Source organism: Vibrio sp. Sgm 5, from assembly GCF_026241575.1.
Taxonomy (GTDB): Bacteria; Pseudomonadota; Gammaproteobacteria; order Enterobacterales; family Vibrionaceae; genus Vibrio; species Vibrio jasicida.
Window position 1 is genome coordinate 146652 of the sequence record NZ_JAPHPY010000003.1, and the last position, 12573, is coordinate 159224.

The window sequence follows — 12573 nt, forward strand, 5'->3', positions numbered from 1 at the left end:
TCCGAAAGTTAGATTCAAGCTATATCATCAGTAGACACAGCTTAACTCGAATTTTATCCACTCATTAAGTTATTCATTTCCAACATTGGCATCAATGTCGCCATTACGATGAAAAGTACCAAGCCTGCCATCAATGCAATCAATACTGGAGTGAAAATGCCAAGTGCAATGTTGACCGTAGATTCAAAGTTTTGATCTTGGTTATCCGCAGCACGAGTCAACATACTCTCAAGCTCACCACTCTGCTCACCACTAGAAATCATGTGCAGCATCATTGGTGGAAACAAACGAGTTTGATCCAATGCTTTACGTAAGCTTGCACCTTCTCTTACGTTATCTGCCGCGACCAAAACTTGCTGTTTCACGTAACGATTGGACATAACATCAACCGCGACTCGCATGCCTTCCAAAATCGGAATAGCACTGGATGTACAAATCGATAGCGTACGCGCAAATCGCGACGTATTTAAGCCACGAGAAATCTTACCAATCAGCGGTAGGCTAAGGATTTTTCTATCCCACGCTAAACGAAAGTTCGGTTTTTGTAGTGCCAGTTTAAGCCCGTAAAAGAGCACCACCACCACGATAAAGATGATCAGACCCCACTCTTGGACAAACTCACTCGCAGACAAAAGAAATTGCGTTGATTGAGGTAACTCTTGTCCCATCTGAATGATAGGTTCGATGATCTTCGGAACAACAGAAGAGAGCAACAGAGAGACGATACCAACGGCAAACACCACCAATACCACCGGGTAAATCATGGCTTGCAGCAATTTAGAACGCATTTTCTGACGGTTTTCTACGTAGTCAGCCAAGCGCTCTAACACCGTGTCCAAGTGACCGGATTTTTCACCCGCGGCAACCATTGAAAGGTAAAGTTCGTCGAAAACATGCGGGTAATCCCCCAGGCTATCTGCCAGAGGGTAACCTTCCGTGACTTTTGAACGCACGGCGGCAATCATAGTACGAATACGCGGCTTTTCTGCTTGTTCTGATACCGCTTTCAAACACTCTTCTAATGGCATACCCGATTGAACGAGTGTTGAAAGTTGGCGTGTGATCAGTGCAAGTTCTGCGGTTTTGATACCACGCTTGAATCCGACTGACCCGCCTGAAGACTTAGCCGCTTTTGCTTTAGCTTCCATTACCTCGACAGGAATCATGCCCTGTTCTTTTAGGCGTTGGCGCACCTGACGAGCGTTATCCCCTTCAATTGTACCTTTCTTCTGCTTGCCTTTCGCATCCAGCGCTTTGTATTCAAATGCTGCCATTACGCTTCCTTGGTCACTCGCATGACTTCTTCAAGTGAGGTAATGCCGCGGCTCACTTTGCTTAGGCCATCGCTACGAATACTTGGTGTATGCTGACGGACGGCTTTTTCAATTTCTTGTTCACCCGCTTCGCTGTGAATTAACTCCTGAACTTGCTCATCCACCATCAGAAGTTCATGAATACCAGTACGACCACGATAGCCCTTCTGATTGCAGACTTCACATCCTGTCGCACGATGTAAAACCAGAGATTCATGCTCTTCTAAACCAAACAGTTTTTTCTGTTCTTTATCAGCTTCATAAGGCTCTTTACAGTCCGAACACAAGGTACGAACCAGACGTTGAGCAAGCACACCAAGCAATGAAGATGAAATGAGGAAAGGTTCGATGCCCATATCGCGTAGACGCGTAATAGCACCCACTGCCGTATTGGTGTGCAGCGTCGACATTACCAAGTGACCAGTCAGAGACGCTTGCACTGCAATCTGTGCAGTCTCTAAGTCACGGATCTCACCGACCATCACCACGTCCGGGTCCTGACGAAGAATGGCACGTAAGCCGCGCGCAAACGTCATGTCGACTTTCGGGTTAACCTGCGTCTGGCCGATACCATCGATATCGAATTCGATTGGGTCTTCTACCGTCAGAATATTACGTTCGTTGCTGTTGATCTCTTGCAAGCCCGCGTACAAGGTCGTTGATTTACCCGAACCTGTCGGACCGGTCACCAAGATGATACCGTGTGGACGTTGAATCAAGCGACCAAAGTTATCGTGCACCGATGGCGTCATACCCAAACTGTGTAAATCTAGACGCGTTGCGTTTTTGTCCAATAGACGCATTACCACACGCTCACCATGCGATGAAGGCATGGTAGAAACACGAACGTCTACTGCTCGACCACCGATACGCAGAGAAATACGACCATCTTGAGGAACACGTTTTTCTGCGATATCTAGTTTTGCCATTACCTTCACACGAGAAACCAGCAAAGGCGCGAGTTTACGGCTTGGGGTTAAGACTTCACGCAATACACCATCGACACGGAAACGAATTGACAGGGTTTTCTCGAACGTTTCGATATGAATATCCGATGCCCCTTCTTTGATCGCTTCACCGAGCATGGCATTGATCAATTTGATGATCGGCGCATCATCTTCAGACTCTAGCAAGTCCTCATCATGCGGCAGCTCTTCTGCCAATGAGAAAAAGTCGTCACTGTCTGCGCCAATGTCTTCCATCAACTGACGGGCTTCAGAAGAGTCGCGCTGGTAAGCTTCAGTTAGCTTTTTATCGAACGCTTCCTTGTCCATCGGTTGAGGAATGAAGTTTTGTTTCAGTACACGGCGTACTTCAACCAAAGCCGCAGGGTTGAGCGGCTCGACGTAATACAGGATTGGAGGGCGCTCAGGGTGCTCCGTCTCCAATACCAGTTTAAAGCGGTTGGCAAAACTGAATGGCAGACGGCGCATACTTGGCGCTGTGTCTAACATATCAACCATTATTCTTTACCATCTGATCGATGAACGCTTGAATTTCAGCAGGGTGTTTACGATCTTCACCAAATTCAGGCATGACTGGAATCTTAGAGTCATCCATCAGTTTCAAGCCTTCCTGCGCTTTATAAAGCTGCTCTGCACGAATGAAGTTGTACTTACGCTGAGTGATACCATCAGCCGTCATACCATCGCGGATGATGGTTGGCTTGATAAACACCATCAAGTTACGTTTTTCTGTTTGCGTGCTAGTCGATTTGAATAATTGACCAATTACTGGAATATCACCCAGTAGCGGCACTTTCGATTCACTTTCTAACGCACGCTCATCAACCAAACCACCCAGAACTAACATCTGACCATCTTGAATAATCACAGAGGTATTCAACTGACGCTTCGCGAAACGTACGTCCACCGCACCACTCGCACCCAGAACGTTTGACACTTCCTGCTCAATAGTCAGTTGCACTGAATCGCCTTCGTTGATTTGAGGCACCACTTTCAGTTTGATACCGACTTCTTTACGCTCAACCGTTTGGAATGGGTTGTCGTTATTCGACCCGGCTGTCGAGCCTGTAATCACAGGCACTTCTTCACCAACGATAAATGACGCTTCACCGTTATCCATCACTGTAATGCTTGGGGATGATAGAATGTTTGAGTTTGAATCTGATGAGACAGCACTGATCAACGCAGTCCAGTCACCCATAACAATACTCATCGCTGCACCATTTACACCGCTAAGTGCAGATGCCAGAGTTGAGTAGTCACCAGATTCAGTAACATCATATGGCGTACGTTCACCATCTGAGTTTGTGTAGTATTCAGTTCGAGTTTGATCTTTTGCTTCTTCAAGACCAACCATTACGCTACCAATTGACGCTCCAGAGTTGCCGTATTGAATAACTGCACCTGTTTCTAGGTTACCCCATTGAACGCCAAGGTTGATGCCGTCGCCTTCAGACATTTCAACGATCAATGCTTCAATCAGAACTTGTGCACGACGGATATCCAGTTGAGAAATCACGTCTTGTAGCGCCATCATGATATCTGGCGGCGCTGTCAGCACCAAAGAGTTGGTCGCTTCGTGAGCGGCAATCACCACTTCACCACGTTGTGAGCTTGATGCACCTTTTTGCCCCGCTTGCTTCTCAGCTTGTAAGTTGTCAGACACCCCTTTTAATACGTCAACCAAGTCTTCGGCTTTCGCATACTTGAGGTAAACCACACGGTTATTACCTTTCGTCGCCATTTCAACGTCAAGTTGACGAATCAATCGCTTAAGGCGTGCTCGCACTTTGGGATCACCAGAAATCAGGATTGAGTTGGTACGCTCATCAGCAACGATTTTAGGTTCAAGGAATTCAGGCGTACTTTTTTGATTCGTCGTTTTGTTCAGGGCCTCAACGATACGAACCATCTCAGCAGCAGAAGCATTGCGTAGCTCGACTAATTCGATTTCTTTATCACCCGCTTGGTCAACCCGTTTAATGATTTCCGCAAGGCGGTTTACGACCGCGGCACGACCTGTGATCAAAATGATGTTAGCAGGGTCATAGTGCACTACGTTACCGGCACCTGCGTTATCAATCAGCTGACGCAGCAGTGGAGAAAGTTCGCGAACCGATACGTTACGAACCGCGACCACGCGAGTAATGACACTATCGCCTTTCGCACTGCCGTCGCCTAAGACTGGAATGGCAGATGTTTTTGAGTCTTTTGCTTTAATGACTTTAAGTACGCCGTTGTCCATTTCTACAACCGCATAGCCATACACCTCTAGCACGTTAAGGAAGAAGCTGTAGTATTGCTCTTCATTAAGAACGTCATAGCTGCGTACGTCGATTTTGCCGCGTACTGACGGGTCAACGATGATGGTCTTTTCTAGGTTACGACCAACAATGTTGATGAATTCTTGAATGTCAGTGCCTTTGAAGCTAGCACTAAAATCGTTCGCCATCGCACCCGGTGCGCAGAGAAGAGTCCCTGCAAGTAACCAAGCACTTTTGCTAAACCAATGTTTCACGTATGTCTCCCTGAACTTACGCTGGTTGCCTAAGTATTACAATTGGATGTAGATGTCGTACTGCTGACCATCACGGTCCACAGTCAAATTCAGTTCTTGCGGGTCGTTCATCACTTGCATCAGTTGTACTGAAGATGAAGGGTCACTTAAATCGATCCCATTTAGTTGCACCGCAATATCACCAGGTTTTAGACCGACATCATTAAACAAAGCCGCATCACGACCTGGTGAGACGCGATAGCCGACAATTCCACCGTCTTTCTTAACCGGAGAAATGTTGATGTACTTAAATACGCTCTGCGGATCTTTTGCGATTTCCGCTCGAATTTGATCTAACTTTTCACCCACAGCAGAAGGTTTGTTTGCCTTCGCCGCTTGTGGTCGAGTTGCCTGACGAGTTTCAGACAGCTTTTTGTATTCAATCCCTTCAAGCATAAGGGTTTCATCTCGGCCTTGGTTGTCAATAATAACTCGGTCCACCAACACCGCTTTTAATTCTGCTCGCGTTCCATCAATTTCTTCGCCGATGCCATAAGTCGCTTGTTTGCCTCGGTTGGCAATCACCGCCAAGCTGGTTTTTGCGTTACTACTCGCAACCGCGCCAACTAACGTTAGGTTTAAGCGTGTTTTAGGCGCATCTTGCACGACAGGTTGCTCTACTACGACCGGCTTTTGCTCGGTGTACTTTCCGAATAAGTTGGCATTTTGGAGGGCATTGAAATCAATCGCGTCTTTTTTATTACCAGACACAACAGCACTTGCTGACGGTCTCCATTGAGTCACATCAGAAGTTTGAGGCATTGCTAACCACACCACTTTACCGAGTATCCAACCTGTCATTGCTATAAATAGACAAGTAAGTAGCAAACTAAGTTTCGCTTGAATGGTATGATTGTTGGACTTGATCTGAGCCAGTAGCGGGCTGCTTGATAATCCTGCACTTAGCTCTAAACGCTTCACTGAATTGATTCCTTTATTCTTACGTCTGTCAGCCTGAATCTAAATAAAGACAGCCGACTCTATCTTGCTAAAATTGCAATAAAATTACTACTCAACAAAGAGCAGTGAACTATATCACAACTTATATTTCATACCTTTTTCTTATGCAGTTTTTGCCAACTCCCTTGAAAAAAATACGCCTTGGCACCATCTGTAGGTGAATAATCCACCAGCATTGCGCTATCAGTGCAGTGATTAGATAGCATCGAGTTCTATGAGTTCCGAAAATGAAGCCGTAAGGCTAGATAAATGGTTGTGGGCTGCCAGATTCTATAAAACCCGCTCTATCGCACGTAATATGGTCGATGGCGGTAAAGTCCACTATAATGGGCAACGAAGCAAACCAAGTAAAATCGTTGAGTTGGGCGCTGAGATTCGTCTTCGTCAAGGTAATGAAGAAAAAACGGTGATCATCGAAAAAATCTCTGATCGTCGCATGGGCGCACCCATCGCTCAAACGCTCTACCGCGAAACTGAAGACAGTGTTAATCAACGCGAAGAGTTCGCGAAACAACGTAAACTCAACGCCCACAACCCTAGTCCGGAACGCCGCCCAGATAAAAAGCAGCGCCGCGACATCATTAAGTTCAAACATCAATAAACGCCGGAATTACCGACGAGGAAAGCACTCCATGGCAAATAATGTTTTACACCGCTACCTATTTGAAGACCTTTCAGTTCGTGGCGAGTTGGTACAATTGGATGAAGCATACCAACGTATTATCTCCAGCAAGGAATATCCGGCAGCGCTGCAAAAACTGTTGGGTGAGCTACTCGTTTCAACCACACTTTTAACGGCAACTTTGAAATTCGAAGGCTCAATCACGATCCAGCTGCAAGGTGACGGTCCTGTCTCTCTAGCAGTCATCAATGGCGATCATGATCAAAAGATCCGCGGCGTTGCACGTTGGGAAGGCGATATCGCTGACAACGCGACACTGCACGAGATGATGGGTAAAGGTTACCTAGTGATCACCATCGAACCGAAAAAAGGCGAGCGTTACCAAGGTGTCGTTGGCCTAGAAGGTGACACATTAGCTGAAGTTATCGAAGGCTACTTCGCAAACTCTGAACAGCTAAAAACGCGTCTATGGATCCGCACAGGTGAACACGAAGGTAAAGCACACGCTGCAGGTATGATGATTCAAATCATGCCAGACGGCACTGGTGCACCAGAAGATTTCGATCACCTAGAGCAACTGACAGACACAGTGAAGAACGAAGAACTGTTCACGCTACCTGCGAACGAACTGCTATACCGTCTATATAACCAAGACACCGTTCGTCTTTACGAACCTCAACCAGTCGAATTCCATTGTGGTTGTTCTCGTGAGCGCAGTGGTGCAGCAATCATTACCGTAGACCGTGCTGAAATTAATGACATTTTGGCCGAAGAAGGATCAGTTTCTTTACATTGTGATTACTGTGGCACGTCATACTCGTTTGATGAATCAGAGATTACCGAACTCTATGCGCAAGCGGCTCCTGAAAAGAAAACCCTGCATTAATTTTCATAGCTTAGCAAGCCTGTAATTTACCTTTCAAAAGGCCAGCATCACGCTGGCCTTTTTGTGATCTAAACCTCGTAATACCTAGCCTCACACGTAATAAAGTAACCGCTTAATTTTAAGTAATTAATAATTCTTTTGGCCTAGCGCAAAGGTTTGCGCGCACGATAAACTATTCGTACCGATATGTGACGGGTTACCTAAAACCTTACTGAAATCATGGATAATTTTTGAGCTACATCCCTGTTTTCTCCCCGCCCCGTTGCTAGCATGGTGAGCAGATAAAAATTAAAACATTATTACAAAATCCCTACAAAAATCCTTATAAGGAGCACCTATGACCGTTATGGAACATACAAAGGCTGCAACACTTGATCTAACTAAACACGGACTGCACAACGTTAAAGAGGTTGTTCGCAACCCAAGCTACGAAATGCTATTCGAGGAAGAGACCCGTGCTGACCTGACAGGTTATGAACGTGGTGTCGTTACGGAACTCGGCGCGGTTGCCGTAGACACTGGTATCTTCACTGGTCGCTCACCAAAAGATAAGTACATCGTAAAAGATGCAACCACAGAAGAGCACATGTGGTGGACTTCTGATGCAGTCAAAAACGACAACAAAGCCATCAACAAAGAAGTATGGGACGATCTAAAAGAGCTCGTGACCAACCAGCTTTCTGGTAAACGCCTATTTGTGATTGACGGTTATTGTGGTGCAAACCCAGACACTCGTTTGAGTATTCGTGTGATTACAGAAGTCGCATGGCAAGCACACTTCGTGAAAAACATGTTTATCCGTCCGACAGAAGAAGAGTTGGCAACGTTTGAACCTGATTTCGTCGTAATGAACGGTGCGAAGTGCACGAACGACAAGTGGGAAGAACAAGGTCTGAACTCTGAAAACTTCACGGTGTTCAACCTAACAGAGCGTATGCAACTGATCGGTGGTACTTGGTACGGCGGTGAAATGAAGAAAGGCATGTTCGCCATGATGAACTACTTCCTTCCGCTGAAAGACATCGCATCAATGCACTGTAGTGCAAACATGGGCGAAGAAGGCGATGTAGCAATTTTCTTCGGTCTATCTGGCACAGGTAAAACAACGCTATCTACAGACCCTAAACGCGCACTGATTGGTGATGATGAGCACGGTTGGGACGACGACGGCGTATTCAACTTCGAAGGTGGCTGTTACGCGAAAACCATCAAGCTATCGAAAGAAGCTGAGCCCGATATCTACAACGCAATCCGCCGCGATGCACTACTAGAGAACGTTACAGTTCGTAGTGATGGTTCTATCGACTTTGATGATGGGTCTAAGACAGAGAACACTCGTGTTTCTTACCCACTGCATCACATCGACAACATTGTTAAGCCAGTATCAAAAGGCGGTCACGCGAATAAGGTGATCTTCCTATCAGCAGACGCATTCGGCGTACTACCTCCGGTTTCTAAACTGACTCCTGAGCAAACTAAGTACCACTTCTTGTCTGGCTTTACCGCTAAACTAGCCGGTACAGAACGTGGCATCACTGAACCAACACCAACCTTCTCGGCATGTTTCGGGGCAGCGTTCTTAACCCTACACCCAACTAAGTACGCAGAAGTACTGGTTAAACGCATGGAAGCAGCTGGCGCAGAAGCTTACCTAGTCAACACTGGTTGGAACGGCAGCGGCAAGCGTATTTCTATCCAAGATACACGCGGCATTATCGATGCAATCCTTGACGGCTCAATTGAAGATGCGAAAACCAAGCATATTCCTATCTTCAACCTAGAGGTGCCAACTTCACTTCCAGGTGTCGATCCAAGCATCCTTGACCCACGTGAGACTTACGTTGATCCACTTCAATGGGAAAGCAAAGCGAAAGATTTGGCAGAACGCTTCATCAACAACTTTGATAAGTACACTGACAATGCTGAAGGCCAATCTTTGGTGGCAGCAGGACCTCAGTTGGATTAAACCATCAACGAAGTCTGCGTGACTTAGCTACAAAAATAATCGTCAAGCCCCTCTTTTGAGGGGCTTTTTATTGAATCCCACTCCAGATTGATACAAGCTTAAGCCTATCTAGGTTGCTCAAGAGACATCTCTTCATCGGGTTAACCATTATTTTGCGCACAGGTTTTGGTAAGGATGAAAACAGCAGGTCGAATTCTAATTCTTATATTCGTATTGGCGATCGCGGTACCAACTGCTTTTATCGCCTTACTGACGACCTCGTACTCCAAACAAACCTGGAACCTGCTGTCAGAGTCGACTGAGCTCCCTTTGCAAGCAGAAAGTGTCCAATACGAATTTCCTTACCACCTGAAACTGCAAGGCGTCACATCAAAAGATAAACAATGGCCTTATATCGAACAAGTTGATGTCTGGCTCAACCCCGATGTTCGTCACAATGGAAAGTGGGTTGTCGATAGTTTGCTTATTGATGGTCTGAGCTTACAACAAGGCATGCCGACTCTCCCTCAATTAACAAATGTCCAATTTCATCAGGTGGCGCTAAAAAACCTCGATTACGCGGATGACGCATTCAGTATTAATGGTTTGAGTCTACAAACCCAAGATCCACAATGGAATGGCAAGGACCAACTCGTTCCTTTCGGTGCAATCCAACTGTCTGCCGAGCAGTGGTACTGGAATGGTGAGACCTTTAACAATGTTTTGGTCGATGTCGATTATAAAGCACAGGACAGCACCCTTTACGGCGCGTCGTTCAATTGGCGAGGCAGTGAGATTTCAGGCCAAGGTGAGCACTATCCACAAGGTTGGTCGCTGGTGAATGTCACTGTTGACAGGCTCAAAATCAACAACACTCAATTACAATCCTTGTTAGCGAAACCATGGCATGCTCTACCGATTAACATAAGTCACATTAACAGCCTCGACCTACTGAATGCGGACGTGGAATACGGAGATTGGCATTGGCAGAATTTAGAATTGTCGGTAGAAGATGCATCTCTCCCATTGTTATTGTGGAATACAACAGCACAAATATCTCTGCAAGCTGACAGCGTCAGTTTCCAAGATCAAACCGCGGTTGAGCCTCGCTTGAATGCTCAATTCAAGCCAGGATCCATTCAACTGCAAGAACTAAGCTTAGATTGGCAACAGGGTACCGTTCAGATATCAGGTAAGTTTGAGCCAGAGCATTGGAAAATTAACAACGCCACCATCACTGGATTAAAATGGGCAATCCATCCAGGAGATAAAACCGATTGGTGGCAAACAACGACAGAGAAGCTCCAGCAAGTCGATGTTAAGCAGTTAAAGATTGAACGCAGTCAAGTAATCCAGTTATCCAAACAACCTTACTGGCAGCTTTCTGGCTTGAATTTGGAGGGTGACCAGCTCGAAGTAAAACGCAGCAATGGTCACTGGGGTATTTGGAATGGCAAGCTTGATGCAAGCGTCGTGAATGCCAGTTATGATCAAGTCCTTTCATCGCATGCTGCGATCGCAACCCAAAGTGAAAATGGCTTCTGGCAGCTAACACGTTTGTTTGCGCCATTAGAGCAAGGCTATATCGAAGGCTTGGGGCAAATCGATCTCAGTACCACCAGTCAACCATGGGCACTAAACCTCAATGCAGATGGTATTCCCCTGCAATTACTTCACCCATACTTACCAACAGCACTTGCGGTCAATGGCTTCTCTGACTTAAGTCTCGATTTAAAAGGATTGGCGGGCGATCAAAACATGCTTTCTTACAGCTTATCGGGAGAAGTCGAAGCCAACTTGCGTGATACCACCTTGAAATCGCAAGCGGACGATTCACTAAAGTCAGTCACTTTCAGCCCATTGCGACTGCAAGCTCAGCGAGGCGAAGTAAAGCTTCAACCAGTGACCATTTCCGGCAAAGCCATTTCGGGTAACCTATCGGGTGAGTTTGATATGGCGAATAACCCACTGAGCGGTGTGATTTATCAGCTCAAAGAAGTGTGTGGAAAAGTTCAAGGTGACATATTGAGTGGCGACGTCGAAACCAATGAATGTGCAATTAAGCCAAAGCAGACTGAGTCAATCGAATCAGAAAAGCCTTCATCGAAAGTAACAAGCAGAAAAACGATTGACGCAATTAATTTAGAGCACCATGAAGAAGAACTGAGCGAAGAAGTGGTCGAAGAGGAAGAGCCTCGCGCAACGGTGCACTCAGAAGAGCAACTTATCTCTAATCAAGAAAACTCGACTAAAGGTCCAGTTAAAGAAAGCGCGGCAGAAACTAACGCTGCGCCGCAAGGCCGTGACCTAACATCTGAAAAAGGCGCATCTGCAAACACAGACGCGCCACAAGAAACACTAACAGCTGAGTAACTTAGAGTAATTCGGTAGCAGCATGTAAGTACCAACAAAGTCCACTGCTGGTACGTCACCACTGTAAATCACCACATGAATAACAATGCGCGCTTTACGTCCTGACGCAAGCCTGTCCAAATCACCACTAATACCATCAAGTGAGGTACTCGCCACAGGATTCTGCTCAACCGGATGGCGATAGCGAATCGAACTGTCTGCCAACACGATATCGCCGTGCAAACCACGCTCTTTCATCAACAACCACGTCATACCCCACCCCGTCAATGTCGCCAGAGTAAAGGCAGAGCCTGCAAACATGGTGTTATGCGGATTCAAGTTTGGATTGAGCTGTGCGCTACACTCAAACTGGTAACCCGTGTATTGATTGATTTTGATCCCCATCTTATCTGCAATTGGGATCTGCGCTTCCCAGCGTTCTTGTAGCTCGGTACACCAGTCGGGACGGCGAAGTACATCAGCCATTGGGTCAAGGTGTTTGACCATCTGTTGGTGGCGCACCGGTCCACGTTCATCGGTCAGTTCACCTCTTCGCTCAAAACCGTTCTTTTCGTAGAAGGCAATCGCATCTTCACGCGCATTACACACCAAACGCTTCGCGCCTTCTTGACGCGCCAGAGATTCCAACGCCACGAGCACTAATGAGCCCATGCCTTTGCTACGACGGTTATTTTTCACCGCCATGTAGCGGATCTGACCATCATTATCTGGGGTAATGTACAAACGACCAATTGCCATAGGGCGGCCACGACTGTCAGTAATCATACGATGATGGCTCATGCCATCGTACTCATCACGCTCTGATCCTATCGGCATACGCCAAGGTTCACGTAGCAATTGCCAGCGAAATTGATAGTACTTATTGAGCTGATTTTCTGTTTTTGGAGTTATGAGTTTGAACATATCAATCCTTGAAAGTACAAATCAAATGAAAGCCTTAGGAGAAAACACC

General features: G+C 46.4%; 9 protein-coding genes. 4 read left to right on the forward strand and 5 right to left on the reverse strand.

Translation table 11 applies throughout. The features are described 5' to 3' along the window. Nucleotides 1–53: 53 nt before the first annotated feature. Genes gspF through gspC form a run of 4 tightly spaced genes read right to left on the reverse strand, consistent with a single transcriptional unit; the run spans nt 54 to nt 5756 of the window. Nucleotides 54–1274: a type II secretion system inner membrane protein GspF gene (gene gspF, locus OQJ86_RS03115; protein ID WP_038870059.1), complete on the reverse strand. Its 1221-nt coding sequence runs from the start codon at nt 1272–1274 to the stop codon at nt 54–56. Then, nucleotides 1274–2776 (reverse strand): type II secretion system ATPase GspE, encoded by a 1503-nt coding sequence (gene gspE / locus OQJ86_RS03120; protein WP_038870057.1) that lies wholly within the window; start codon nt 2774–2776, stop codon nt 1274–1276. The genes gspF and gspE overlap by 1 nt, the downstream gene beginning before the upstream one ends. Further along, nucleotides 2769–4796, reverse strand: coding sequence for a type II secretion system secretin GspD (gene gspD, locus OQJ86_RS03125; RefSeq protein ID WP_265986255.1), 2028 nt, complete (start codon nt 4794–4796; stop codon nt 2769–2771). Before gspD ends, gspE begins: the two co-directional genes overlap by 8 nt. Before the next feature lie 36 nt (nt 4797–4832). Continuing rightward, entirely contained in the window at nt 4833–5756 is a 924-nt protein-coding gene (gene gspC / locus OQJ86_RS03130; protein ID WP_038870053.1) for a type II secretion system protein GspC, read from the reverse strand. Nucleotides 5757–6009: 253 nt separating this feature from the next. On the opposite strand from gspC, the gene hslR reads away from it, so the two are divergent. The 4 genes from hslR to OQJ86_RS03150 all read left to right on the forward strand — a co-directional run bounded on the left by hslR (nt 6010) and on the right by OQJ86_RS03150 (nt 11621). Beyond that, a complete protein-coding gene (gene hslR, locus OQJ86_RS03135; RefSeq protein WP_038870051.1) occupies nt 6010–6396 on the forward strand; it encodes a ribosome-associated heat shock protein Hsp15 in 387 nt (128 codons plus the stop codon). A 31-nt stretch (nt 6397–6427) separates the two neighbouring features. After that, nucleotides 6428–7303 carry an Hsp33 family molecular chaperone HslO gene (hslO, locus tag OQJ86_RS03140; RefSeq protein ID WP_038870048.1) on the forward strand — a complete coding sequence of 292 codons (876 nt, stop codon included), beginning with the start codon at nt 6428–6430 and terminating at the stop codon, nt 7301–7303. A gap of 337 nt (nt 7304–7640) precedes the next feature. Further along, on the forward strand, nt 7641–9269 hold the full coding sequence (gene pckA, locus OQJ86_RS03145; protein WP_038870046.1) for a phosphoenolpyruvate carboxykinase (ATP): 1629 nt from the start codon (nt 7641–7643) through the stop codon (nt 9267–9269). A 174-nt stretch (nt 9270–9443) separates the two neighbouring features. Further along, nucleotides 9444–11621, forward strand: coding sequence for an AsmA family protein (locus OQJ86_RS03150; protein ID WP_265986257.1), 2178 nt, complete (start codon nt 9444–9446; stop codon nt 11619–11621). Here OQJ86_RS03150 and OQJ86_RS03155 read toward each other — a convergent pair. Beyond that, a complete protein-coding gene (locus tag OQJ86_RS03155) occupies nt 11607–12524 on the reverse strand; it encodes a bifunctional GNAT family N-acetyltransferase/hotdog fold thioesterase (RefSeq protein WP_038870043.1) in 918 nt (305 codons plus the stop codon). The two genes, OQJ86_RS03150 and OQJ86_RS03155, sit on opposite strands and share 15 nt — an antisense overlap. Nucleotides 12525–12573: the final 49 nt, after the last annotated feature.